At 70.8% G+C, this 24,004-nt stretch carries 24 protein-coding genes; 18 read left to right on the plus strand and 6 right to left on the minus strand.

Annotated elements, in window-relative coordinates; translation table 11 throughout:
* The first annotated feature begins 131 nt into the window (after window positions 1-131).
* From BLV96_RS18965 to BLV96_RS18980, 4 genes are read left to right on the plus strand one after another with little or no spacing between them, the layout of a single operon-like run.
* On the plus strand, window positions 132-641 hold the full coding sequence (locus BLV96_RS18965) for a SigE family RNA polymerase sigma factor (protein WP_086675976.1): 510 nt from the start codon (window positions 132-134) through the stop codon (window positions 639-641).
* Window positions 634-1,302 (plus strand): hypothetical protein, encoded by a 669-nt coding sequence (locus BLV96_RS18970; RefSeq protein ID WP_086675975.1) that lies wholly within the window; start codon window positions 634-636, stop codon window positions 1,300-1,302. The genes BLV96_RS18965 and BLV96_RS18970 overlap by 8 nt, the downstream gene beginning before the upstream one ends.
* A gap of 34 nt (window positions 1,303-1,336) precedes the next feature.
* Complete coding sequence (locus BLV96_RS18975) at window positions 1,337-1,933, plus strand: TetR/AcrR family transcriptional regulator (protein WP_086675974.1); 597 nt, start codon at window positions 1,337-1,339, stop codon at window positions 1,931-1,933.
* A gap of 18 nt (window positions 1,934-1,951) precedes the next feature.
* Complete coding sequence (locus BLV96_RS18980) at window positions 1,952-2,863, plus strand: LysR family transcriptional regulator (RefSeq protein ID WP_244180313.1); 912 nt, start codon at window positions 1,952-1,954, stop codon at window positions 2,861-2,863.
* Window positions 2,864-2,947: 84 nt separating this feature from the next.
* On the opposite strand, the gene BLV96_RS18985 is transcribed toward BLV96_RS18980, so the two are convergent.
* The 3 genes from BLV96_RS18985 to BLV96_RS18995 are packed head-to-tail and all read right to left on the minus strand — an operon-like array spanning window position 2,948 to window position 5,092.
* The gene (locus BLV96_RS18985; protein WP_086675972.1) at window positions 2,948-3,559 is read right to left on the minus strand and encodes an NAD(P)-dependent oxidoreductase; all 612 of its coding nucleotides are present in this window, start codon (window positions 3,557-3,559) and stop codon (window positions 2,948-2,950) included.
* Window positions 3,556-4,323: an inositol monophosphatase family protein gene (locus BLV96_RS18990; RefSeq protein WP_086675971.1), complete on the minus strand. Its 768-nt coding sequence runs from the start codon at window positions 4,321-4,323 to the stop codon at window positions 3,556-3,558. Before BLV96_RS18990 ends, BLV96_RS18985 begins: the two co-directional genes overlap by 4 nt.
* A 58-nt stretch (window positions 4,324-4,381) precedes the next feature.
* Entirely contained in the window at window positions 4,382-5,092 is a 711-nt protein-coding gene (locus tag BLV96_RS18995) for a FadR/GntR family transcriptional regulator (protein WP_086675970.1), read from the minus strand.
* Window positions 5,093-5,251: 159 nt separating this feature from the next.
* Between BLV96_RS18995 and BLV96_RS19000 the strand changes: the two genes are divergently transcribed.
* Genes BLV96_RS19000 through BLV96_RS19015 form a run of 4 tightly spaced genes read left to right on the plus strand, consistent with a single transcriptional unit; the run spans window position 5,252 to window position 10,296 of the window.
* On the plus strand, window positions 5,252-6,550 hold the full coding sequence (locus BLV96_RS19000) for an ABC transporter substrate-binding protein (RefSeq protein ID WP_086675969.1): 1,299 nt from the start codon (window positions 5,252-5,254) through the stop codon (window positions 6,548-6,550).
* A 1-nt stretch (window position 6,551) separates the two neighbouring features.
* On the plus strand, window positions 6,552-7,472 hold the full coding sequence (locus BLV96_RS19005) for a carbohydrate ABC transporter permease (protein ID WP_086675968.1): 921 nt from the start codon (window positions 6,552-6,554) through the stop codon (window positions 7,470-7,472).
* Window positions 7,469-8,287, plus strand: coding sequence for a carbohydrate ABC transporter permease (locus BLV96_RS19010; protein WP_086675967.1), 819 nt, complete (start codon window positions 7,469-7,471; stop codon window positions 8,285-8,287). The genes BLV96_RS19005 and BLV96_RS19010 overlap by 4 nt, the downstream gene beginning before the upstream one ends.
* The gene (locus BLV96_RS19015) at window positions 8,284-10,296 is read left to right on the plus strand and encodes an alpha-galactosidase (protein WP_208608265.1); all 2,013 of its coding nucleotides are present in this window, start codon (window positions 8,284-8,286) and stop codon (window positions 10,294-10,296) included. The genes BLV96_RS19010 and BLV96_RS19015 overlap by 4 nt, the downstream gene beginning before the upstream one ends.
* Here BLV96_RS19015 and BLV96_RS19020 read toward each other — a convergent pair.
* The 3 genes from BLV96_RS19020 to BLV96_RS19030 all read right to left on the minus strand — a co-directional run bounded on the left by BLV96_RS19020 (window position 10,279) and on the right by BLV96_RS19030 (window position 13,202).
* A complete protein-coding gene (locus BLV96_RS19020; protein WP_086675966.1) occupies window positions 10,279-11,475 on the minus strand; it encodes a glycosyltransferase in 1,197 nt (398 codons plus the stop codon). The two genes, BLV96_RS19015 and BLV96_RS19020, sit on opposite strands and share 18 nt — an antisense overlap.
* Window positions 11,476-11,596: 121 nt before the next feature.
* Entirely contained in the window at window positions 11,597-12,592 is a 996-nt protein-coding gene (locus BLV96_RS19025; protein ID WP_086675965.1) for a lactonase family protein, read from the minus strand.
* On the minus strand, window positions 12,585-13,202 hold the full coding sequence (locus BLV96_RS19030) for a bifunctional 4-hydroxy-2-oxoglutarate aldolase/2-dehydro-3-deoxy-phosphogluconate aldolase (protein ID WP_086675964.1): 618 nt from the start codon (window positions 13,200-13,202) through the stop codon (window positions 12,585-12,587). Before BLV96_RS19030 ends, BLV96_RS19025 begins: the two co-directional genes overlap by 8 nt.
* A gap of 112 nt (window positions 13,203-13,314) precedes the next feature.
* Between BLV96_RS19030 and BLV96_RS19035 the strand changes: the two genes are divergently transcribed.
* The 10 genes from BLV96_RS19035 (at window position 13,315) to BLV96_RS19080 (ending at window position 23,962) form a co-directional block, all read left to right on the plus strand.
* Window positions 13,315-15,354: a DUF8189 domain-containing protein gene (locus BLV96_RS19035; RefSeq protein WP_086675963.1), complete on the plus strand. Its 2,040-nt coding sequence runs from the start codon at window positions 13,315-13,317 to the stop codon at window positions 15,352-15,354.
* 15 nt (window positions 15,355-15,369) lie between these two features.
* Complete coding sequence (locus BLV96_RS19040) at window positions 15,370-16,053, plus strand: SDR family NAD(P)-dependent oxidoreductase (RefSeq protein ID WP_086675962.1); 684 nt, start codon at window positions 15,370-15,372, stop codon at window positions 16,051-16,053.
* 13 nt (window positions 16,054-16,066) lie between these two features.
* Entirely contained in the window at window positions 16,067-17,212 is a 1,146-nt protein-coding gene (gene dgoD, locus BLV96_RS19045; protein ID WP_086675961.1) for a galactonate dehydratase, read from the plus strand.
* Entirely contained in the window at window positions 17,206-18,078 is an 873-nt protein-coding gene (locus tag BLV96_RS19050) for a DUF4380 domain-containing protein (protein ID WP_086675960.1), read from the plus strand. The genes dgoD and BLV96_RS19050 overlap by 7 nt, the downstream gene beginning before the upstream one ends.
* Entirely contained in the window at window positions 18,054-19,322 is a 1,269-nt protein-coding gene (locus tag BLV96_RS19055) for an N-acetylmuramoyl-L-alanine amidase (RefSeq protein WP_244180315.1), read from the plus strand. Before BLV96_RS19050 ends, BLV96_RS19055 begins: the two co-directional genes overlap by 25 nt.
* A gap of 22 nt (window positions 19,323-19,344) precedes the next feature.
* On the plus strand, window positions 19,345-20,772 hold the full coding sequence (gene purB / locus BLV96_RS19060; RefSeq protein WP_086675959.1) for an adenylosuccinate lyase: 1,428 nt from the start codon (window positions 19,345-19,347) through the stop codon (window positions 20,770-20,772).
* Between the two features lie 121 nt (window positions 20,773-20,893).
* Window positions 20,894-21,709, plus strand: a complete 816-nt coding sequence (locus BLV96_RS19065; protein WP_086675958.1) for a substrate-binding periplasmic protein — start codon at window positions 20,894-20,896, stop codon at window positions 21,707-21,709.
* Between the two features lies 1 nt (window position 21,710).
* Window positions 21,711-22,472, plus strand: coding sequence for an ABC transporter substrate-binding protein (locus BLV96_RS19070; RefSeq protein ID WP_086675957.1), 762 nt, complete (start codon window positions 21,711-21,713; stop codon window positions 22,470-22,472).
* A complete protein-coding gene (locus BLV96_RS19075; RefSeq protein ID WP_086675956.1) occupies window positions 22,473-23,225 on the plus strand; it encodes an amino acid ABC transporter permease in 753 nt (250 codons plus the stop codon).
* Window positions 23,222-23,962, plus strand: a complete 741-nt coding sequence (locus tag BLV96_RS19080; protein WP_086675955.1) for an amino acid ABC transporter ATP-binding protein — start codon at window positions 23,222-23,224, stop codon at window positions 23,960-23,962. Before BLV96_RS19075 ends, BLV96_RS19080 begins: the two co-directional genes overlap by 4 nt.
* Window positions 23,963-24,004: the final 42 nt, after the last annotated feature.

A 24,004-nucleotide genomic window follows, 5' to 3' on the forward strand; every position in this document is an offset into this window, starting at 1 on the left:
TGATCACATCACACCCACCCGGCGGGGATCAATCAGCCCTTGAGTGGTCGAACCCCTGCAGTCCGTGCAACCGTGGACGCCCTTGCTTCCGTCCTACCCACCGACGACAACAGAGCGGAGCACGACTGCGCGTGGACCAGCGCGACGAGGAGGAGTTCGCGGAGTACTTCGCCGCCAGGCGGGACGCCGTGCGCCGGACCGCGTACATGCTCTGCGGCGACTGGCACCGGGCGGACGACCTCGCGCAGACGGCGTTCGTCGCGCTGCACCGGAGGTGGAAGAAGATCAGGGATCCCGCGGCGACCGACGCGTACGTCCGCAAGACGCTCGTCCGGGCGTCGATCGACGAATCGCGACGTCCGTGGCGGCGTGAGTGGCAGACCGAGACGCTGCCCGAGCCGGCCGACGACACACCGGGCCTCGACGAGCTCGTCGCGACCAGGGAAGACCTGCTCGCGGCGTTGAAGGAAGTGCCGCCCAAGCAGCGGGCGGTGCTGGTCATGCGGTTCTTCGAAGGACTCGACGTGACCGGTGCTGCGAAGGCGCTGGGCTGCAGCGAAGGCAACGTGAAGAGCCAGACCGCGCGCGGGCTGGCGAACCTCAGGCAGGTCCTGGAGCGGGAGGTGGAGACCAATGGATGAGCAGGAGCTGCGCTCGTTGTTCTCCGCCGCGCCGCCGGACGCGCCCGAACCGGGCTTCACGCAGGACGACGTCGTCCGCGAGTCCCACCGCCAGACCGTGCGGCGCCGCAACCGGATCACCGCCGGGGTGAGCGCCGCGGCGCTGGTGGTCGTCGGCTTCGGCGCATACGGGCTGCTGTCCGGGGGTACTCCCGAGTCGATGACGGCCGCGGGCGACGGCGCGATGTCGTCGCGATCCGCGCCGGGCTCGGGGCAACCGGGAATCAGCCCGGCACGTCCTGAGATCGGTGGGGAGTCACCGAACTTCTCGTCCGAACCACCTCGGCAGGGAGGTGACCAGGGCGGGAAGACCGGCCAGCTGGCCGAAGGCGCCTCCGGGTGCGAAGAGGTGGACGGGGAGCTCGCCATCGCCCTCGCTGGCGAGCTCCCCGGCCACGTCGCCGGTACCCCGGCCGTGCCGGGCGGCGAGGTCGCCGCGGCGGTGTACCCGAAGGGCCTCCCCGTGGTCTTCAAGTCCCAGCCGGCCGGCACGGTCACGGCCGAGGTGGCGACGGCGTCCGGCGGGAAGTTGGTGCTGGTCAGCGTGCCGTCTTCGGGCGCAGCGGCGCCGTACGCGGGGCAGGTGGAGACGTTCGCGCACGATCTCGCGGCCCGCTTCTGAGCCCGGGTTCGCCCGGTTGGCAGAATGACCGGTCATGACCGCCGCAGCCACTCCCAAAGGGGAACGACGGCGCGCCGCGCTCGTCGAGGCCGCCGCGAAGCTGCTCGTCGAGGGCGGGTTCGACGCCGTCCGGCACCGGGCGGTCGCCGAGCGCGCGGGCCTGCCGCTCGCGTCGACGACGTACTACTTCGACTCGCTGGAAGACCTGGTCGCGGCGGCCGTCGAGCACCACGGGCACGGTGAGCTGGAGACCGGCCGCCGCCGGCTCGAGGAGCTGGCGACGCGCAACCGGGGTGTCCAGGCGACCGTCGAGCTGGTGCTGGAGATGCTGCTGGGGCCGGAGACCGACGACCCGGAGGCGGACGCGGAGGCGGTGCTGCTGCGGTACGAGCGGCTGGTCGCGACCGGCCGCCGGCCGTACCTGCGGCCGTTGATGCGGACGTTGTCGGCGCAGCTCAACGAGCTGCTGACGGAGATCTTCGCCCGCTCGGGCACGCCGGTTCCCGCCGACGAACTCGAACGGCTGATCGCCCTGGTCGACGGCGCCGTCGTCAACGCGCTGATCGCGATCGACCCGGCCCCGCGCGCGGCGGCTTCGCGCATGCTCCAGAACGCACTCGACGGCACCTGATTCGTTACTGTCGTGCAGGTGGACCTGAACCTGCTGACGGCGTTGGACGCGTTGCTGGAGGAGAACTCCGTGCAGGCGGCGGCCGACCGGCTGCACCTCACCCCGCCGGCGATGAGCCGCACGCTGGCCCGGATCCGGGCGACGACCGGCGACGACATCCTGGTGCGCACCGGCCGCACGATGACCCCGACCCCGCGCGCGCTGGCGATGCGCGACGAGGTCCGCACGCTGGTGGCGCGCGCGAACCGGGTGCTGGCCCCGGCCCGCACGGTCGACCCGGCGACGCTGCGGCGCACGTTCACCATCCAGGGCCACGACGCGCTGCTGGCGGCGTTGTTCCCGGCGTTGCTGCGCACGGCGTCGGCGGAAGCACCCGGGATGAGCCTGCGGTTGCTGGCGGAGGCCCCGGTGGACACGCCCGACCTGGCGCGCGGGCACGTGGACCTGGAGCTCGGGGCGACGGTGCCGTCGTCGCCGGAAATCAGCCATCTCGTGGTGGGTGCGGACCGGCTGGTGCTGGTCACGCGCGCCGGGCGCGAGCTGGACATCGAGGAGTTCGCGGCGGCGGAGCACGTGATCGTGTCGCGGCGCGGCCGGCTGCGCGACGGCGTCGACAAGGTGCTGGCGGAGGTGGGGTTGCGCCGCCGGGTGGTGGCGGCGCTCCCGACGGCGGCCCTGGCGTTGCAGGCGATCGCGCACAGCGACGTCGTGGGGGTGATGGCCGAGCGGTCCACGGCCCAGGCCCGCGCCGACGCCGGGTTGAGTGCGGTGGAACTGCCGTTCGACCCGCCGAGCGCACCGGTGGTGCTGAGCTGGCACAGCCGTTACGACACCGACCCGGCCCACGCGTGGTTGCGCGCCCACTGCCGCACCGCGGTGACCGACGTGCTGGCGAGCGGCCGAGTCGCGGAGCCGACCTCGCCCGAATGACATGAACGACTCTTTCATGTCATCTGGCGAGGTGAACGACCCTTTCATGTCATCCGGCGAGCCGGCCGCCCACTCGCACCGGGCTCACTTGGGGAGGGCCACCAGGACTTCACCGCGGGGGCCGTCCTCGGCCGCGTCGAGCATGGCCGCCGCCACGGTCGCGTGGCTGATCATCGGCGGGAACAGCCGGCGAGGCATCGAGTCCAGCCGCACGGAACGCCGGCCGGGGCTCAGTGGTCCGCTCTTCATCGGGCCCACGTGGACCACCGTGCCGCCCATGCCGAGGATCGCCGTGTCCGCGGCCACCTTGTCCGGCAGTTCGGCCTTCAGCAGCCGCGCGACCACGGTCCGGCTCAACCAGTCGGCCGCCGAGGCCGACGGTCCGGTGCCGAGCGCGCCGACCGACACCGCCCGCGACGGTCCCGCGGCCACCACCGCGCGAGCCCCCGCCGTCAGGACCCCCGGTGGGTCGCCCTTCCGCAACCCCAGCGCGTCGAGCACGATCTCGTTGCCCCGCAACGCCTCCGCGATCCCGGCGGCGTCGTGGACGTCGGCCGCGACCGTGGTCAGCCCGTCGGTCGACGACGGCGCCGGGTTCCGGCTGATGGCCACCACCTCGTGCCCGCGTTCGAGCGCCTGCTTCACCAGTTCACTGCCCACCGCGCCCGACGCGCCGAGCACCGCCACCCGGCTCACTTCAGCACCTCCAGCGCCGCGGCGTGCAAACCCGGTGCGGCGACGAGGATGTCGGCCGAGTTGACGTCCCAAGCGCCACCCGCCAGGTCCGAAACGACCGCGCCCGCCTCAAGAGCCAGCAAGGAGCCGGCCGCGCTGCCGGGCAGGTCGGGTTCGTACTGCCAGAACACGTCGTACTGGCCGGAAGCCAGACCCAGCAACGGGAACGTCGTCGGAATCGTGTTGCGCACCAGCAACGCCTGCGAAGCCATGGCGGTGAAAGCGGCCGCGAACCGCGTGAAGACCGCCGGGGAGCTGCCCGCCTGGCTCGCCGTCACCGCGGCGGCCGACAGATCCGTCTTGGCCGACACGTGCAGGCGCGACCCGTTGAGGAACGCGCCCTGCCCGCGTGCGGCCGTGTAGGTCAGGTCGCCGATCGGCTGGCGGACGACCGTCAGCTCCGGCTGCCCGTCCGCGACCAGCGTGATCGTCACGCCCCACTCGGGCAGCCCGTGCACGTGGTTGACCGCGCCCTCGGTGCCGTCGACCACCCACCACCGCCCGGCCGGCACGACCCGGCCGCTCTCGTCCTCGTCCCACCAGCCCACGCCGTCGACGCCGTCGAGCGCCGACCGCACGATTTCCGTGGACGTCGCCTCGAGCTTCGTGCCGAGTTCGTACATCGCGGCCCGGTCCGCCGGCCGGCTCGCCGGGTCGAACGAAGCCAGCAAAGCCTGTCCGGCTTCCGAAGCCGCTTGCACCATCGTGTTCAGAACGTCAGTCATGAACCCATTACGGCACGACTCAAAGCCTGATTCAAATGCAACTTTGTTACTCGACGAGTTACCCTCGTGCAGGTTTGCGCTGAGCCTTCTCCAGGTCGTCGCGGGACTTCGTGACGAGCGCCAGCATCGCCTGCTCGGCGGCCGTCGGGTCGCCGGCGACGATCGCGTCGAACACCTTGCGGTGGCTCGGCACCGGGTCCTCCGCCGCCGACGCCCCGTGCACGAGCTTGTCGCGCTCGGCCAGCCCGATCGCGATGATCCGTTCCATCCGCATCAGGAAGTTGTTGTGGGTGGCGGTCATCAGCCGCCGGTGGAAGGCCAGGTCGGCCTGGACGCTCGCCTCGGCGTCGTCGCCCGCCGCGGCCATGTCGGCCAGCGCCTCCCGCAGCGACTCGAGGTCCTCGTCGGACGCCCGCTCGGCCGCGATCCGCGCCGCGGCCGGCTCGACGACCGCGCGGACCTCGGTCAGCTCGTCGAGCAGGCCCGGGTCGTCGGCGGCCGCGGTCTGCCAGCGCATGACGTCGGCGTCGAGCATGTTCCACTTCTCGCGCGGCTGGACGAACGTGCCGCGCTTCTGCCGCGCGTCGATCATCCCCTTCGCGGCCAGCACCTTCAGCGCCTCGCGCAGCGCGGTCAGGCTGATGTCGAGCTCTTCGCGCAGCGCGGGCAGGTCCAGGACGGTGCCCTCGCCCCACTCGTCGGAGAGGATCCGGCTGGCCAGTGCCTCCACGGTCTGGCCGTGCAGCCCGCGTGGCCGGTGTTCGGTCAATGGAGGGCCCTCTCGCCTGGCGGTTCGTGATCGGAGCCATCCTACGCTGCGACCGAAGTCGTCATAAATTATGAATACATCTTGACACCGGCGGCGCCCGGTTGCACTCTTTGGCAGCAGTCACGCCCGAGCGGGCGCCACAGACAAAGGGGTCACGACATGACGAGTGCAGGCCTGTCCCGCCGTCGTTTCCTGCGCAACGCGAGCCTGGCCGGCCTGGGCGCGATCGGGTCGTCCAGCTTCCTCGCCGCCTGCGCCACCTCCGCGAACTCCGGCCCGGTCAAGCAGGCCGCCGGCGCGGTCACCGTCCAGTCGAACCTGTCCTCGCCCGAGGCGAAGAAGGCGATCGAAGCGCTGGCCCAGGCCTTCGGCGCGAAGGGCGGCGCGACGGCGACCGTCAACACCGTCGCGTCGGAGACCTTCCGCACCCAGCTGCCCAGCTACCTGACCGCGGCCAACCCGCCGGACACCTTCACGTGGTACCCGGGTTCGCTGCTGTCCGGCTACGCGCGCAAGGGTTTGCTCCTCGACGTCGGCGACGTCTGGCAGACCATGGGCGACTACAGCGCCGCGTTCCGCGCGCTCTCCGGCGACGGCGCCGGGCACCAGGTCTTCATCCCGACGTCCTACTACTGGTGGGGCTTCTTCTACCGCAAGTCCAACTTCGCCAAGTGGGGCGTGCGGCCGCCGACCAACTGGACCGAGTTCCTCGCGCTCTGCGAGACGTTGAAGGGCAAGGGAATCGCGCCGATCGGGCTCGGCGCGGGCGGCAACACGCCGTGGACCGCGTCGGCGTGGTTCGACTACCTGAACATCCGCATCAACGGCGCGCCCTTCCACCGCGAGCTGCTGGCCGGCAAGCAGCGCTTCGACGACCCGCGCGTCAAGAAGATCTTCGACCCCTGGCGCCAGGCCCTGCCGTACTTCGACCCCAACGGCACCGCGATCGCGTTCCAGGACGCCACCACCGTGCTGCTGCAGGGCCGCACCGGCATGGTCCTGACCGGCACGTTCTTCGCCGACGCCGCCCCGAAGGACGCGCTCGACGACCTCGACTTCTTCCAGTTCCCGATCCTCGACCCGGCGGTGCCGGTCGCCGAGGAAGGCCCGACCGACGGCTTCTTCGCCAGCGCGCGCACCCCGCACGTCGCCGAGGTCAAGGAGTGGTTCAAGTACGTCGCGACGGCCGAGGCGCAGGAGCTCTACATCAAGAACTCCTCCGGCACGGTCCTGCCGACCAACCCTTCCGCCAAGGACAACGGAACTCCGCTGGTCCAAAAGGGACGCAAGATGCTCGCGGACGCCAGGGAGATCACGCAGTTCTTCAACCGCGACTCCTCCGACGCGCTGCAGCCGACCGCGGACGCCGCGCTGATCCGGTTCATCCAGAAGCCGAACGAGCTCGACTCGATCCTGAGCGACTGGCAGACCGCCGCGCAGAAGGTCTGGCAGTCCTGACATGGCGGTGCTGACCGCGCAACGACCTCGGACGGCCGCGCCGGCCCGAAAACGCCGTCGGGGGTTCTCGCCGGTGCTGCTGGCGTTCGTCCTGGTTCCCCTCGTCGTCGAGGGGTTCTGGGTGTTCTGGCCCGCACTGCAGGGCTTCTACCTGGCGCTGACGAACTGGGACGGCGTCTCGGCGCCCACGTTCGTCGGCCTGGGGAACTTCGCCGAGATGTTCTCCGACGACATCTTCAAGACCGCCGCGCTCGACACGGTGATCTGGCTCGTGCTCTTCGGCGGCCTTTCGGCCGTCGGCGGGCTCGCGCTGGCGACGCTGTTGCAGCGGGAGCGGAAAGGCGTCAGGTTCTACCGGGCCGCGCTGTTCACGCCCGTGGTGTTCTCGCTGGTCGCGACTTCGCTGATCTGGCAGGTGATCTACCAGCCGGACGGGGTCTTCAACAAGGTCCTCGGCGCGATCGGGCTCGGCAGCTGGCAGCACGCCTGGCTCGCCGACCCGAAGACGGCGCTGTACGCGGTGCTCGTCCCGGCACTGTGGCGGCAGCTCGGGTACGTGATGGTGCTGTACCTGGCCGGCCTGAAGGGAATCGACCCGGCGCTGTACGAAGCGGCCAAATTGGACGGTGCCACGGCGTGGCAGCAGTTCCGCAACGTGACGTGGCCCCAGCTGCGCAGCGTCAACTCCGTCGTCCTGTCGGTGATCATCATCGACTCGCTGCGGTCGTTCGACGTGATCTGGTCGATGACGAAGGGCGGGCCGTACCACTCGTCCGAAGTGCTCAGCACGTACATGTACTCGACGGCGTTCCAGTCGCTGCGCCTCGGCTACGCGTCCGCGCTGGCCGTGGTGATCTTCGTGCTGGCGTTCGGCGTGATCGTGACCTACCTCGTGCGCGCGTTCCGGGAGGATGACTCGTGAGGGCCCGGACTTTCGGCTTCCACCTGCTCGCGGGCGGCCTCGCGGTGCTGTGGCTGCTGCCCATCCTGCTGGTGCTGACCACGAGCGTCCGGTCCTTTTCGGACATCGCGTCGAACGGGCTCGGCGCGCTGCCGGCGTCGTTCAGCCTGGACGGCTTCGGGCAGGCGTGGGGTGAGGGCGGTGGCGGGCACGCGATGCTGAACAGCCTGCTCGTGACGATCCCGACCGTGCTGCTCGCGCTCCTGCTCAGCTCGGCGGCGGCGTTCGCGCTGAGCCGGTACGACATCCCGTTCCGCCGCACGATCATCCTGGTGATGCTGGCCGGGAACCTGCTGCCACCGCAGATCCTGCTCGTGCCGGTCGCGAAGCTGGCCGAGCTGCTGGGCATCTACGACACGCTGACGGCGCTGATCGTCGTGCAGGTCGGGTTCGGGCTCGGCTTCTACACGTTCGTGCTGCAGGGGTTCATGCGCTCGATCCCGGGCGAGATCCAGCAGGCGGCGCTGATCGACGGCGCCGGCGTCGCGCAGATCTTCTGGCGGATCATCCTGCCGATGACCCGCCCGGCGCTGGCGGCGCTCGGCGCGCTGGCGTTCACCTGGACGTTCAACGACCTGCTGTGGTCGATCACCGTGCTGCGCACCGGGACCGTGATGCCGGTGACGCCCGCGCTGCTCGGCCTGCAGGGGCAGTACGTGTCCAACTGGAACGTGATCGCGGCGGGGTCGGTCATCGCGGCCGTGCCGACCGTGGCCGTGTTCCTGCGGTTCCAGAAGCACTTCATCTCGGGCTTGGCGATCGGGGCGATCAAGTGACGTGGACCGTGACCATGAAGTCCACTTCGTACACCGTGGCACTGGACTCCACCGAGCGCTGGCTCGAATTGAAGGCCTGGGGTCCACACGGGATCGAAGACGGGCCGTCGGTGTTCACGAACGCGGGGTCGGTGCACTTCATCACCGACGTCGACGCGGCCCCGGTGGAGTACGCGCCGCTGGGCCTGCGCCCGTTCTCCGGTGCGGACGTCTCGGTGCGCGGCGGTTCGTGGTGGCGGTTCGAATCGGCGTCCTCGGACGACGACCTGCGAGTGACCTTTGTGGACGAGGTCGCCGGGCTGCGCGCGGTGCTGTGCTACCGGCCGGTGCCCGAGACGGACGTCCTGACCCGGTGGGTCGAGTTCGAGAACACCGGCTCGTCGACGCTGGAGTTCGACCGGCTGGGCTCGGCGGGTGTGTGCGTGCCGACGGTGTCCGGCGCCCGGCTGACGTACCTGACCGGCCAGTGGTCGCAGGAGTTCACGCGCCGCACGGTGGACCTGCCCGCCGGTGGGTTCCGGATGGAAAGCCGGTTCGGCGTCCCGGGTCACGCGCACGTGCCGTGGCTGGCGGTTCAGGATTCCTCCGGCGGACCGGCGTTCGGCGTTTCCCTGGAGTGGCCGGGATCGTGGTCGATCGAGGCGGACGTCGAGCCGTCGGGGCTGACGCGCGTCCGGGCCGGGCGGTTGCCTTCACCGGGTCCGGTGCTGCTGCAGCCGGGTACCTCCCTGGTGACGCCCGCGGTCGCACTGGCGTCCAGTGTGGACGGACTCGCCGGGCTGGCCTCGGTGTGGCACGACTACGACCGCGTGCTGGCCGGCTCCCGGTGGCGGCGCCCGCGTCCGGTGCTCTACAACTCCTGGGAGGCAACGGGCTTCGACGTCCGGAGCGAGCACCAGCTGGAACTGGCCAAGCGGGCGGCCGACCTCGGCGTCGAGCTGTTCGTGGTCGACGACGGCTGGTTCACCGGCCGCGACGACGACACCGGCGGCCTCGGGGACTGGACCCCGGCGGAGGAGGCGTTCGGCGAGTTCGTCGACTCGGTGCGGGAGCTGGGCCTGGAGTTCGGCCTGTGGGTCGAGCCGGAGGCGGTGAGCCCGAAGTCGCGGCTGTACGCCGAGCACCCGGACTGGGTGTACCGGATCGAGGGCCGCCCGCAGACGCTGATCCGCAACCAGCTCCTGCTGGACCTGGGCCTGCCCGAGGTCGTCGCCTTCGTGAAGTCCACTTTGGACGCGCTGCTGACGGCGTACCCGATCTCGTACCTGAAGTGGGACATGAACCGCCCGCCCACCGAACGCGGCCGCCCGGGCTCGCCGGACGCGGACCTCGACGCCGAGCACGTCGCCGGCTACCTGGCGGTGCTGGACCACCTGCGCGCCGCCCACCCGCACGTCACGATCGAGGCGTGCGCGGGCGGCGGCGGCCGGACGGACCTGGCGACGGTCGCGCGCACCGACGTCGTCTGGCCGAGCGACAACACCGGACCGCTGGACCGGCTGGCGATCCAGGACGGCTTCCTGCTGATGCACGCGCCGCACCTGATGAGCTCGTGGGTGACGGACTCCCCGGGCGTCTTCGACCCGCGGCCGCGTTCGCTGCGGTTCCGGTTCGTCACGGCGATGGCCGGGGTCCTCGGCATCGGCGCGGACCTCTCGAAGTGGGCGCCCGAGCAGCACGCGGAGGCGGCTTCGCTGGTGGCTGTGTACAAGTCGATCCGGGACGTCGTCCACCACGGCGTCGCCCGGGTCCTGGCCGACGCGACCCAGTACACCTCGGAAGACGGCGACACCGTGGTGGTGCTGGCGTGGAACACCGGCGAGCTGACCGGCGCACCACTGGTGCCGGGACGCTCGTCGCGCGTGCGTCTCGACGTGTGCCCTTCTTCGTCCTATGTGGACGAGAAGGGGACCCGGTACTCAGGCGCCCACCTGAAGTACGCGGGTCTCCCCTTCGACTGGACCGCGGACCACGACGCGGACGTCGTCGTCCTACACCGATCCGAGTAGCAGCTTCGCGGCCGCCACGGTGCCGTCGGTGCTGACGAGCGCCGCCACTTCGGCGGCGCGGTCCTTCGCGGCCAGGGCCGTCCCGAGTGCCGCCGTCAGGGACTCGATCGTCGGCACCGGGCCGTCGTGGGCGACGCCGGCGCCCAAGGCCGCGACCCGGCCCGCCCAGTACGGCTGGTCGGTGGCCTGCGGCACGACCACCTGCGGGACGCCGGCGCGCGCGGCCGTCGTCGTGGTCCCGGCGCCGCCGTGGTGCACGACCGCCGCCATCCGGGGGAACAGCGCCTGGTGGTTGACCTCGTCGACGAGGAAGACGTCGTCGCCGTCGACGGTCAGGCCCGCCCAGCCGCGCTTGAGCACCAGGCGCCGGCCGTGCGCCCGCACCGCCGCGACGGCCACCTCGGCGACGTCGGCCGCCGCGTGCATCGGCATGCTGCCGAACCCGACGTACACGGGCGGCTCGCCGTCGGCCAGGAACGCCGCGAGGTCGTCGGGCAGCGGCCGCTCGTCCGGCACGATCCACGCGCCGGTCTGGACGACGTCGAGGCCCGCGGCCGGTTCCCACGGGTCGAGGACCCGGTCGGTCGCCAGCCACGGCCGCTTCCCGACGACGAGGTCGCGGACGTCGTCCACGGCGGGCAGGCCGTGCGCGGTCCGGCTCGCGTTCAGCCCCGGCCCGAACAGCACGTTCATGCTCTCGCGGTCGACGTCCCAGAGCGCCCGGTTGTCGGTGACGCCCGCCGGGTGCGGCCGCCCGGGGTAGGCCAGCGGCGCGTGGTGCGGCGACGGCAGCGACAGCTTCTGGAACGCCACGTACTGCGCCGGGATGCCGACCAGTTCGGCGACCGACAGCGCCCCGGCCGCGGTCGGCATCATGCCGGTGGCCACCAGGACATCGCAGTCCTCGGCGGCCGCCGGCATGACGTCGAACTGGGCCGCGATCAGTTGCGCGGCCCGTTCGGGCAGCGAAGCCGGCGCCGGCGCGGCCTTCGTCAGCTCACGCGCCGACGGCCCAATCGGCACGAGCGGCACATCGACGGCAGCGAGCCGCCGCACGAAGTCCTCATCCGGCGGCGCGCACACCTTCACGTCGGCGCCCAGTTCCTTCAGCCGCACCGCGAACGCCGCCAGCGGCTCGACGTCGCCGCGGGAGCCGTAGGTGGAAAGCAGAACACGCATTCGCGCATACCCCCAGGTCGTTGATCAGTGCGCTGATTCTGCAGGGTGCACTGGGTCTTGCCGCAAGCCCCGGGGTGCGCTATACGTTGGGTACGGCGGAAGAGTCCGCTTTGGACTTCCCTCAGACCGGCAGCACGAAGGTCGGCGAGCCCGTCGGATAAGACGTCAGCTCCGCATCCCCCGAAGCCGTCAGCCTGAACGCCGTGATCGCGTCCGCCGACTGGGCCGCGACGTAACACGTGCCGTCCACCAGGGCGAAGTGCCTCGGGTTCGCGCCGCACGGCTGGTCGGTCACCGCGGCCGCGTCGTCCAGGGCGAACTCCGTCACGCAGTCCGGGCCGCGGTTCGACACGTACATGCGCGTGCCGGTCAGCTCCAGGTGGGCGACCAGGTTTGGCGTCACCGGAGACAGCGTCGACGGCGTGACCGACACCACGTCGAACGCGCCCGGCGAACTCTCGCGGACCGTCACGACAGTTCCGGCCAGCTCCCCGACGACGTACGCCAGGTCCGTGCCCGGACGGCGGACCAGCTGGCGCGGGCCCGTGCCCGGCGGGAGGGCCGACACGGCCAACAGCTCGACCGAACCGTCGGGAGCCAGTGTGTAGCTGCGGATCTCGTCGGTGCCGAGGTCGACCGCGCTCACCACCGTCCCGTCGGCTGAAGGGACGGCCATGTGGACGTGCGCGGCTTCCTGGCGATCGGTGTCCGGGCCGCTGCCCTCGTGCTGGACCAGCGCGGTCCGCGCCTCGATGGAACCGGACGGCGACAGTGAGAACACGGCCAGGCTGCCGCCGGTGTAGTTGGCGCACAACAGGAACCGGCCGTCCGCGGTGACCGCGAGGTGGCACGGGTGCGCGCCGCCCGTCTCGGCCGTGCCGAGGACCGACAGCTTGCCGGAATCGTCGAAGGAGAGCGCTGTCACCGAGCCGGCAGCCGTCTCGTTCACCGCGTACAGCACCGGCAGCGACGGGTGCCGCACCAGCCACGACGGCGACTCCAGCGGCAGCGAGGCCACTTCCGTCAACGAGCCGGTGGCGGACCGGGAGAACGTCGTGATCCCCGTGCCGTTCCCCGCTTCCCCGGTGTAGCACCCGACGAAGACCAGCTCAGCCATGCGCGCTCCTCAACAGCGTCTCGACCCGGGCGGAGATGTCCGCGGTGGTGCCGCGGGTCAGCGCCGAGCCGACCCCGCAGGCCACCGCGCCCGCTGCCAGCCAGCCTGGCACGTCGGCGGGCCCGATGCCGCCGGTGGGCACGAGCGGCGCCTGCGGGAGCGCCGCCCGCACGTCCTTGACCCACGACGGCGTCAGCGCGGACGCGGGGAAAACCTTGACGGCGTCGGCACCTTCTTCGAGTGCGCGCACGATCTCGGTGACGGAACCGGCCCCGGGCAGGGCGGCGGCCCCGTACCGGTGAGCGGTACGGATGACGCCGGCGTCCACCGACGGTGACACGAGGAACCGGGCGCCGGCGCGGATGGCGAGCACGGCTGAAGCCTCGTCGAGGACGGTGCCCGCGCCGATGGTCGCGTCCGGGTAGGCGGCGGCGAGCCCGGCGATGGCGTCGAGCGCGCCGGGGTTGGTGAGCGGCAGTTCGAGGGACCGCAGCCCGGCTTCGAGCGCGGCGCGGGCCGCGGAGACCGCCGACTCGGCGTCGTGGGTGCGCACGATGCCGATGACGCCTTGGCGCAGGACGCTTGCTGTGATCTCCCACCGGTAGCTCATCGGCCGAGCATACCCCGTGAAATCTTAATTTAGGATTTATTCTTGACGGGCGCCGAGGCGTCCCGGCATGCTGCTCCCGGCTCGCAGTTCACCGGAGAAAGGCGTCCGGCACATGCTCTTGAAGAGATCCCTCGCAGTGGTCGCCGCGGCGGTGGCGGCACTCGCGACCACGGCGATCCCCGCCCAGGCGGCCGTGGACCAAGGCGCTCCCGACTACTACGACAGCGGGGTCGCGAAGACCCCCTACATGGGCTGGAACACCTACTACGGCCTCGGTGCCCCTAGCGAGGCGTCGGTCAAGTCCGTCGCGGACTTCCTCGTCTCCAGCGGCCTGCGCGACGCCGGCTACCGCTACGTCTGGATCGACGGCGGCTGGACCGCGCCCGACCCGCGCGACGCGCGGGGGAACCTCCACGAGGACAGCGCGAAGTTCCCGAGTGGACTGTCCTCTTTGGTCAATTACCTGCACGGCAAGGGCCTCAAGGCCGGCATCTACACCGACGCGGGCGCCTCCGACGGCAAGAACTGCGCGGCCGGCTCCGGCGGCTACTACGAGCAGGACACCAAGCGGTTCGCGAGCTGGAAGTTCGACGCCGTCAAGGTCGACTTCCTCTGCGGCATCGCCCAGAACCTCAAGCCCGCCGAGGCGTTCACGCAGTTCAGCCAGGCCCTCGCCAAGGCGGGCCGGCCGATGGTGCTGAACGTCTGCAACCCGGTCACCGACGAATGGGGCACCCCGCACGGGCCCGACCAGGTCGCCGGCATCGCCTACACCTACGGCCCGCTCGTCGCCGACTCCTGGCGCACCAGCACCGACATCGCGTTCGGCACGCCGTACGAGGGCATCTGGACCGACGTCCTGCGCAACATGGACGCCAACGCCGCGCACCCCGAGGCGAACGGGCCGGGCCACTACAACGACCCCGACTACCTCATCCCGATGCGCAAGACCGAGCAGGGCACCTACGAGCTGAACGAGGAGGAGTCGACCACCCAGTTCGTCATGTGGGCGGAGATGGCCTCCCCGCTCATCCTCGGCTCGGACCCGCGCACGCTCCCCGCGTCGATGCTCAAGACGCTCAAGAACCCCGAGATCGTCGGCGTCAACCAGGACCGCCTCGGCACCCAGGGCGTCCGCGTCGCCACGGCCGGCAGCACCGACACCTACAGCAAGGTCCTTTCCCAGCGCGGCGAGCGGGCCGTCGTCCTGCTCAACCGCGGTGAGACGCCGACGCAGATGACGCTGAACTTCGCGGACGCCGGACTCAGCGGCCGGGTGGCCGTCCGCGACCTCCGCGCCCGCGCCGACCGCGGCACCGCGACCGGCTCCTACACGGTCACCGTGCCCGCGCACGGCACCGCGTTCCTCCGGCTGCACGGTACGGACCTCGTCCCCGGCGACGACGTCGGCGGCCCGGCGTCCGCCAGCCCGGCAGTCGTCCGCGCCGGCGGCAAGACGGTGACGTTCTTCCGCGACCCCGCCGGCAACCTCCAGCAGAACGGCCTCGACGGGTCGCGTCAGGTCGGCGGCAAGTTCCTCGGCCAGCCAGCCGCGGTGGCCGCGCCGACCGGCATCGACGTCTACGTCCGCGGCCTCGACAACGCCCTCTACCAGCGCAGTTACTCGAAGCGCTGGGGTGACTGGAAGCGGCTCGGCGGCACGCTCACCGACTCGCCGTCCGCGACCGGCGACGGCACGGTCTTCGTGCGCGGCGCGGACGGCCAGGTCTGGCAGCGGACCAGTGCCGGTCAGTGGTCCGGTCTCGGCGCGCCCGGCGGCAAGCCGATCTACGGCCGGCCCGGCGCGGCGACGTCCACCAGCGGCACGGTCGTCGCGGTCCGCACCGCCGACGACAGCGTCCGGGTGCGCACGAAGACCGGCGGCACCTGGTCGGACTGGACGTCCATCGGCGGCACGATCAGCAGCAGCCCGACGCTGGTCGCGCTCGGCGCGAAGGTCGCGCTCACCGCGTCCGCGAGCGACTACACGCTGTGGGCCAACGACTGGTCCGGCACCTGGGCGGGCTGGTTCAAACGGCCGGAGTACCCGAGCGGGAGCATCGTGGGAACCCTCGGCGCGGCGTCCGACGGCGCGTCGCTGTGGTTCGCCGCCCGCGGGCCGGACGACCATGTCCACGTAGCCAAGTTCTAGGAACGGGAGAAGGCGATGTCCACGCGCACCGCGGTGGTGACCGGAGCGGCGTCCGGGATCGGGCTGGCAACCGCCCGGAAGCTCCTGGACGACGGCTACCGCGTGCTGGGCGTGGACATCGCCGAACTCCCCGACGGCGTCACGCCCATCCGGGGCAGCGTCAGCGATGAAGAGACCTGGGCCGGCATCGGCGAGGTGGACGCCCTGGTCAGCAACGCCTACGTCCCGAGCACCGGGCCGCTGCACGAGATCGACCGCGCCGAGTGGCAGCGCCAGCTCGACGTCAACCTGACCGGCACGTACCTCGCCCTCAAAGCCTGCCTGCCGTCTCTTCGAAAGAAGGGCGGCGCGGTCGTGCTGGTCTCGTCGGTGCACGCGCACTTCGGCCTGCCGGGCCACCCCGCGTACGCCGCCAGCAAGGGCGCGCTGGTCGCGCTGGCCCGGCAGCTGGCCGTCGAATACGCCCCCGACGTGCGGGTCAACTCCGTCCTGCCGGGGCCCGTGCTCACCGAAGCCTGGGCGCGCATCTCGCCGGAAGACCGCGAACGCAGCGCCCAGGCGACCCCGGCCGGCCGCCTCGGCGACCCGTCCGAGGTGGCGAACGTGATCGCGTTCCTGCTCTCGGACGCGGCGTCGTTCGTCACCGGGGCCGAGCTGACCGTCGACGGCGGCTGGTCCGCCGCCAAGGATTCCGCGTAGATGGGGGACACGGGTGAAGATCACCGGGGTTGAAACGTTTCTGGTCGCGCCGCGCTGGCTGTTCCTCAAGGTCAGCACGGACGAGGGCATCAGCGGCTGGGGCGAGCCCGTGGTCGAGGGCCGCGCGGAGACCGTGCGCGCGGCCGTGCACGAGCTGTCCGAGCTGGTCATCGGCCAGGACCCGCTGCGCATCGAGGACCACTGGCAGGTGCTGCGCCGCGGCGGGTTCTACCGCGGCGGACCGGTGCTCTCCAGCGCGCTCGCCGGGTACGACCACGCGCTGTGGGACATCGCCGGCAAGGTCCGTGACGCGCCGGTGCACGAGCTGCTCGGTGGCCCGGTCCGCGACCGCGTCCGCGTCTACAGCTGGGTCGGCGGCGACCGCCCGGCCGGTATCCGCGAAGCCGTGTCGGCGCAGGTCGAGGCCGGGTTCACGGCGGTGAAGATGAACGTCGCCGGCCCGCTGACCGCGATCGCGTCCCCCGCCGAGGCCGACGCCGCGGTGGCGCGCGCGTGGGAGGCGCGGGAGGTCCTCGGCCCGCACCGCGACCTGGCGATCGACTTCCACGGCCGCGTCTCGCCCGCGATGGCGCGGCGGCTGGTTCGCCTGCTGGAGGACGTCCAGCCGATGTTCGTCGAGGAGCCGATCCTGCCGGAGACCCAAGGCGACGCGCTGCGCTCGATCGTCGAGGCCTCGACCGTGCCGATCGCGGTCGGCGAACGGCTCTACTCGCGCTGGGAGTTCAAGCCGGTGCTCGACGCGGGCGTCGCGGTGGTCCAGCCGGACCCGTCGCACGCCGGCGGCATCTCGGAGCTGCGGCGGATCGGCGCGTTGGCCGAGGTGTACGGCGCTTCGCTCGCGCCGCACTGCCCGCTCGGCCCGATTTCGCTGGCGGCGTCCATGCAGGTCGCGTTCGCGACACCGAACTTCCTGATCCAGGAACAGAGCGTCGGCATGCACTACCACGAGGGCCAGGAGCACCAGTACCTCGTGGACCCGTCGATCTTCGCGTTCCACGACGGCTACGCGGCCCGGCCGGTGAAGCCCGGACTCGGCATCGAGGTCGATGAGGCGGCCGTCCGCCGCGCGGACGAGGTCGGGCACAGCTGGCGTTCGCCGGTGTGGCGCCACGACGACGGCGGGCTCGCCGAATGGTGATCTGGCTCGACCGCGGCGACCTGCGGCTCGGCCTGGTCCCGGAACTCGGCGGCCGCTTGCTGTCGGTGCGCCACCGTGGCGTCGAACTGTTGTGGCGCAACGAAAAGCTGCTCGGCGACGACCTGCGCGGCGAGTACGCGCCGAACTCCGGCCGGATGGGTGACTGGGTCAACTACGGCGGCGACAAGACGTGGCCTGCGCCGCAGGGCTGGTCCGGCCCGCACGAATGGGCGGGCCCGCCGGACCCGGTCCTCGACTCGGGGCCGTACGCCGCGGTCGTCGACGGCGACACGGTCACCATGACCAGCGCGCCGGACCCGCGTACCGGCCTGCGCTTCACGCGCGAAATCACGATCCTCGACGACGGCTACCGGCTGGACCTGCGCGCGGAGAACACATCCGGGCGGCCGGTGCGATGGGCGTTGTGGAACGTCACGCAGCTGCCCGGCGGCGGAGCGATCACGGCGGGACTCCGGCGGCCGGACGTCGTCGCGCTGGTCGCGGGCACCGGAACACCTGAGTACACAGTGGACGGTGATCGCCTGGTCGTGCCGGCGCAGGACGTCGTCGGCAAGCTCGGCGTGCCGGGCACCGCGGGCTGGGTCACCTACGGCCCGTTGACCCTGTCGTTTGATGTCAATCCTTCGGGTGAATATCCCGACCGGGGCTCCCCGCTCGAAATCTGGCTGGAACACCCGCTTCCGGCCCCGCTCGTCGAGCTGGGCGACCTGAACCCGCCCGCGCGGATCGTCGAACTGGAAGTACTCGGTCCGGTGACGACGCTGGCGCCGGGCGAACGGTCCGCATTGATCATCCACGCCACAGTCGGAGAAAATGGGCTGTGGCCACCCCCGTCAAGAGCCTGACCGCCGCGGTGTTCGCGCTGGCGCTCTCGGTCGCCGTGCCCGGCACCGCCCGGGCCCAGGAAACGCCGGAGTGCCCGGCGAACCTGGTGTGCCGGTTCGCCGCGGCGGCCTACGAGCGGACGAGCGGCGGCGATGCCAACGCGTACGGCAACTACGACCGGGCGAACCGGCCGGCTGACGGTCAGCAGATCCAGTACATCGTCATCCACGACACCGAAGGCGTGCCCGGCAGCGGCGCGAGCCCGTACGACCAAGCCATCGCGACCTTCCGGGAGCCGTCGAGCGGGTCCAGCGCGCACTACGTGATCCGCTCCTCCGACGGTCAGGTCACGCAGATGGTGCCGACCAAGGACGTCGCCTGGCACGCCGGCAACTGGACGATGAACGAGCACTCGATCGGCATCGAACACGAGGGCATCGCCGCGCAGGGAAGCACCTGGTACACCGAGCAGATGTACCAGGCCTCGGCGAACCTGGTGAAGTACCTCGCGGCGAAGTACCACATCCCGCTCGACCGGCAGCACATCCTGGGTCACGAGGACATCACCCGGGAGCGCACGGAGAACTTCGCGGCCGCCCACTGGGACCCGGGCCCGTACTGGGACTGGCCGCACTACATGGACCTGCTCGGCGCGCCGATCGAGGCAGGCGGCCCCGCGGACAGCCCGGCTGTCATGATCAACCCCGGCCACGCGCACGGCGTGAACTTCGTCGCCTTGCACACCGCGTCGGACGCCGCGTCGCCGCTGATCACCGACCCCGTCGTGCACCCGGACGGCTCGGCGGGCACGACGGCGATCGACGACTGGAGCGACAAGGCCGTCGCGGGCCGCACCTACTCGCTTGCCGGTGAGCAAGGCGACTGGACGGCGATCTGGTACGGCGGGCAGAAGGCGTGGTTCGCGAACCCGGGCCACAGCGTGACCGTGCCCGCGAAGGCCCGGCGGGTGACCGCGGCCACCTCGGTGCCGTTGTACGGGCGAGCCTTCCCCGAGCAGTCCGAGTACCCGGCGGACATCCCGTTCGACCCGATCTGGACGGTCGGCGCCATCCCGTGGACGCTGCCCGCGGGCCAGAGCTACGTCGTCACCGGCGAGTTCCGGGCGGAGAACTACTACGCGCGCTTCGACCCGGCGGGCGTGCCGGCCAACCACACGCTGGTCACCGGCGCGACGACGTACCTCCAGCTGTCCTACAACCACCGGGTCGTCTACGTGAAGGCCGCCGACGTGCAACCCTGCTGACCAGCGCAGGTATCGTGAGGGCGTGACGGACAAGCCCCGCATTCCGAACGTGCTCGCCGCCCGCTACGCCTCGGCGGAGCTGGTCTCGCTCTGGTCGCCGGAGCAGAAGGTCGTCCTCGAGCGGCAGCTCTGGATAGCCGTCCTCAAGGCGCAGAAGGACCTCGGCGTCGACGTGCCGGACGGCGTCGTCGAGGCGTACGAGCGGGTCCTTTCGCAGGTTGACCTCGAGTCGATCGCGGAGCGCGAGCGCGTCACGCGGCACGACGTCAAGGCGCGGATCGAGGAGTTCAGCGACCTCGCCGCCCAAGAGCACATCCACAAGGGCATGACCTCGCGCGACCTCACCGAGAACGTCGAGCAGCTCCAGCTGCTGCGCTCGCTGGAGCTGATGCGCACGCGCGTCGCCGCCGTGCTGGCGCGGCTGGCCGCCCTCGCCGTCGAGCACGCCGACACCGTCATGGCCGGGCGCTCGCACAACGTCGCCGCGCAGGCCACCACGCTGGGCAAGCGGTTCGCCACGGCGGCCGACGAGCTGCTCGTCGCGTTCGAGCGGCTCGACAACCTCATCGGGCGCTACCCGCTGCGCGGCATCAAGGGCCCGGTCGGCACCGCGCAGGACATGCTCGACCTGCTCGGCGACGAGTCCACTTTGGACCAGCTCGAAGACCGCGTGATGCAGCACCTGGGGTTCAACCAGCGGTTCGTCAGCGTCGGCCAGGTGTACCCGCGCTCGCTCGACTTCGACGTGCTGTCCACTGTGGTCCAGCTCGCGGCGGCGCCGTCCAGCCTGGCCAAGACGATCCGGCTGATGGCCGGCCACGAGCTGGTCACCGAGGGCTTCAAGCCCGGCCAGGTCGGCTCGTCGGCCATGCCGCACAAGATGAACACCCGCTCGTGCGAGCGCGTGAACGGCCTCGCCGTCGTGCTGCGCGGCTACCTGTCGATGATCGGCGAGCTGGCCGGCGACCAGTGGAACGAGGGCGACGTCTCCGATTCGGTCGTCCGCCGCGTCGCGCTGCCGGACGCGTTCTTCGCGCTCGACGGCCTGCTGGAGACGTTCCTCACGGTCCTTTCGGAATTCGGTGCTTTCCCGGCGGTGATCGAGCGTGAGCTGGATCGCTATTTGCCGTTCCTCACCACGACGAAGGTGCTCATGGCGGCGGTCCGCGCGGGCGTCGGACGTGAGACGGCCCACGAAGCCATCAAGGAGAACGCCGTCGCCGTCGCGCTCGAAATGCGCGAGGGCCGCGCCGACAACGACCTCCTCGACCGCTTCGCCGCCGACGAGCGCATCCCGCTCGACAGCGGTGAGCTGGACAAACTGCTCGCCGACCGGATTTCCTTCACCGGCACGGCTGGCCGTCAGGTCGAGCAGGTCGCCGAGCGCGTGGCGCGGGTGCTGGAGCGGTTCCCGGAGGCCGCGGGCTACGCGCCGCAGCCGATCCTGTGAGCTGACGCACCCGTCCACGGATTGGAACGAATCCACCCGAACGGACGAAATCCCTAATCTCGATCGCTGACCCCGTGTTCCAACGCGTGCGACCCGCGCGCGCCCACCCATGGAAGAAGCGATGAGATCCACGCTGTCGAAAATCGCCGCGTTCGTCACCTCGGGCGCGCTGGCGCTGACCCTCGCCGCCTGCGGCTCGGACAGCGGTTCGACCACCCTGCGCGTCGGCACCCTGAGCGACGCCCCGCCGTCGATCTACCTGGAGAACGGCCGGTTCACCGGCTACGACAACGAACTGCTGCGCGACATCGCCCAGCGTGAGGGCTTCGAGGTCGAGTTCGTCGGAACGGAGTTCGCCGGCCTGCTGGCGGGCGTGGCGAACGGCAAGTTCGACATCGGCAGCTCGACGATTTCCAGTACGGAGGCGCGCAAGAAGACGGTCGCGTTCTCCAACGGCTACAACACGGGCTTCACCACGATCGTGACGGCCAAGGGCGCGAACCTGAAGGCCCCGGCGGCGCTCGCGGGCAAGCGGCTCGGCGTCGTCCAGGGCTCGGTCCAGGACGAGTTCGCGGGCAAGACCCCGGGTGCGCAGGTAGTGCGTTTTCCGGACTACAACGCGGGTTTCGCGCAGCTGAAGAACGGCACGCTCGACGGCTGGGTCGTCCCGCAGGACATCGGGCAGAAGTACCTGGACCAGAACCCGGCGGTCCCGCTGGAGCTCGGGTACACGGTCGAGGACAAGGACACCCCGTCGGCGTTCGCGGTGGCGAAGAAGAACACGGATCTGTTGAACAAGCTGAACGACGGGTTGGCGAAGGCCGTCGCCGACGGGACGGTCGCTCGTATTTACGGGCAGTTCTACAAGACCACGCCGTTGTCGAAGGAACTGCAGCAGGGTGGGCCGGGGCTGCCCGTGCGGAACGCGGGTGCCTGAGGTGAAGAAGACGCTGATCACCGCGGTCGTCGCGATGCTGCTCACCGCGTGCGGCACTTCGGACACCACGTCCGACACCCTGCGCGTCGGGACGCTCAGCGACTCGAAACCCAACGCCTATCAAGAAAACGGCACCTTCACCGGCTTCGACAACGAGCTGCTCAAGGCCATCGCCCAAAAGGAAGGCCTGAAGCTCGAGTTCGTCGCGACCGACTTCTCCGCCCTGCTCGGCCAGGTCGCCAACGGCACCTTCGCGATCGGCAGCTCGGCGATCGCGCAGACCGACGCGCGCAAGAAGACCGTTGGCTTCTCGGAGCCGTACAACTACCAAGCCCTCGGCATCGCCGCGCGCGACTCCGCCGGCGTCACCGACGAGAACTCCCTGTCCGGCAAGCGGATCGGCGTCGTCCAGGGCACGGTCTCGGACAATTGGCTGGCGTCCAACGCGCCCGCCGCGCAGGCCGTCCGGTTCCCGAACGACGCCGCCGCCTTGAGCGCGCTCAAGACCGGTGCGGTCGACGGCGCCGTGTTCGACCAGGCCACCGCCGAGGACTACGCCAAGAACAACGCCGGCCTCAAGGTCGCCAAGTCGATCGTCACGACCATCCCGCACGGGTTCGCCGTCAAGAAGGGCGACGACGAGCTGACGACCAAGCTCAACGACGGCATCAAGAAGGTCGTCGCCGACGGAACGTGGCTGAAGGTGCACGACCGGTTCGAACCCACCGCGCCCGTGCCCGCCGAATTCAAGCCGGGGCAGTAGATGGACCAGTTCCTCGACACTTTCCTGAACTGGGAGTACATCTGGCAGGTCTTCCCGGACCTGCTGAAGACCGGCCTGCTCAACACGCTCGTCCTGGCGTTGACGTCCGGGCTGATCGGCATCGTGTTCGGCATGGTCCTGGCGGTCATGGGCCTGTCCACCAAGCGGTGGCTGCGCTGGCCGGCGCGGGTCTACACCGACATCTTCCGCGGCCTGCCCGCGATCCTGACGATCCTCGTGATCGGCCAGGGTCTCGGCACGCTCGCGCGGGACGTCGTCGGCACCAACCCCTACCCGCTCGGCATCCTCGCGCTCAGCCTGATCGCGGCCGCCTACATCGGCGAGATCTTCCGGTCCGGCATCCAGAGTGTCGACAATGGACAGTTGGAAGCCAGCCGCGCGCTCGGGATGAGCTACGGCAAGGCGATGCTGCTGGTGGTCATCCCGCAGGGCGTCCGGCGCGTGCTGCCCGCGCTGGTCAACCAGTTCATCGCGCTGATCAAGGACTCCAGTCTGGTGTACTTCCTCGGCCTGCTGTCCGAGCAGCGCGAGCTGTTCCGCATCGGGCAGGACCTCGCGGCCAACACCGGCAACCTCTCGCCGCTGGTCGCCGCCGGGTTCGTCTACCTCGTGATCACCGTGCCGCTGACGCACCTGGTCAACTACATCGACAAGAAGCTCCGGACCGGCCGCAAGGTGCGCGCCGCGGAACCGGAGCCGGACCTCGTCCCCAGTGGAAAGGCCGGCTCGTGACGACGGCGGTGCGATCGTCCAGTGTGGAACTGCGGGACGTCCACGTCCGCTTCGGGACGCTGGAAGTCCTGCGTGGCGTGGACTTGCGCGTCGAACGCGGCCGGACGACGTGCGTGATCGGGCCGTCCGGCTCCGGCAAGTCGACGCTGCTGCGGTGCGTGAACCGGTTGCAGGAGCCCGATTCCGGCGACCTGCTGCTCGACGGCGAGTCCGTGGTCCGCACCGACCCGGACGCGCTGCGCCAGCGCGTCGGCATGGTGTTCCAGCACTTCAACCTCTTCGGCCACCGGAGCGTGCTGGACAACATCGTGCTGCCGCTGCGCAGCGTCAAGAAGCTGGGCAAGGAGGAGGCGACGGAGATCGCTCGCGCGCGCCTGGCCGAAGTCGGGCTCGCGGACAAGGCGCCGTACCGGCCGAGCGCGTTGTCCGGCGGTCAGCAGCAGCGCGTCGCGATCGCGCGGGCGCTGGCGATGGACCCCGAGGTGATGCTCTTCGACGAGGCCACCAGCGCGCTCGACCCGGAACTGGTCAAGGGCGTGCTGGACCTGATGGCCGGGCTCGCCTCGCGCGGTCTGACGCTGATCGTGGTCACGCACGAGATGGGCTTCGCCCGGAACGTGGCCGACGAGGTCGCGTTCATGGACGCCGGCCGCATCGTCGAGCAGGGCCCGCCGGCGCAGCTGTTCGACAACCCGCGGAGCCCTCGCCTGCAGCGATTCCTGTCACAGGTGCTCTAGAAAGGACGCGCTTCTTCGCCGGGCCCGCGGGTAGCCTGCGGG

This window comes from Amycolatopsis pretoriensis (assembly GCF_900107925.1).
Classification (GTDB): Bacteria; Actinomycetota; Actinomycetes; order Mycobacteriales; family Pseudonocardiaceae; genus Amycolatopsis; species Amycolatopsis pretoriensis.

Excerpts from the sequence above, each read along its gene's own strand:
- BLV96_RS19020 (WP_086675966.1), bottom strand. The coding sequence starts at position 11,475 with ATGCGTGTTCTGCTTTCCACCTACGGCTCCCGCGGCGACGTCGAGCCG.
- BLV96_RS18975 (WP_086675974.1), top strand. The coding sequence starts at position 1,337 with ATGACCGCCGCAGCCACTCCCAAAGGGGAACGACGGCGCGCCGCGCTC.
- BLV96_RS19040 (WP_086675962.1), top strand. The coding sequence starts at position 15,370 with ATGTCCACGCGCACCGCGGTGGTGACCGGAGCGGCGTCCGGGATCGGG.
- BLV96_RS19035 (WP_086675963.1), top strand. The coding sequence starts at position 13,315 with ATGCTCTTGAAGAGATCCCTCGCAGTGGTCGCCGCGGCGGTGGCGGCA.
- BLV96_RS19000 (WP_086675969.1), top strand. The coding sequence starts at position 5,252 with ATGACGAGTGCAGGCCTGTCCCGCCGTCGTTTCCTGCGCAACGCGAGC.
- BLV96_RS18970 (WP_086675975.1), top strand. The coding sequence starts at position 634 with ATGGATGAGCAGGAGCTGCGCTCGTTGTTCTCCGCCGCGCCGCCGGAC.
- BLV96_RS19075 (WP_086675956.1), top strand. The coding sequence starts at position 22,473 with ATGGACCAGTTCCTCGACACTTTCCTGAACTGGGAGTACATCTGGCAG.
- BLV96_RS19050 (WP_086675960.1), top strand. The coding sequence starts at position 17,206 with ATGGTGATCTGGCTCGACCGCGGCGACCTGCGGCTCGGCCTGGTCCCG.
- BLV96_RS19030 (WP_086675964.1), bottom strand. The coding sequence starts at position 13,202 with ATGAGCTACCGGTGGGAGATCACAGCAAGCGTCCTGCGCCAAGGCGTC.
- BLV96_RS19025 (WP_086675965.1), bottom strand. The coding sequence starts at position 12,592 with ATGGCTGAGCTGGTCTTCGTCGGGTGCTACACCGGGGAAGCGGGGAAC.
- BLV96_RS19065 (WP_086675958.1), top strand. The coding sequence starts at position 20,894 with ATGAGATCCACGCTGTCGAAAATCGCCGCGTTCGTCACCTCGGGCGCG.
- BLV96_RS18990 (WP_086675971.1), bottom strand. The coding sequence starts at position 4,323 with ATGACTGACGTTCTGAACACGATGGTGCAAGCGGCTTCGGAAGCCGGA.
- BLV96_RS19005 (WP_086675968.1), top strand. The coding sequence starts at position 6,552 with ATGGCGGTGCTGACCGCGCAACGACCTCGGACGGCCGCGCCGGCCCGA.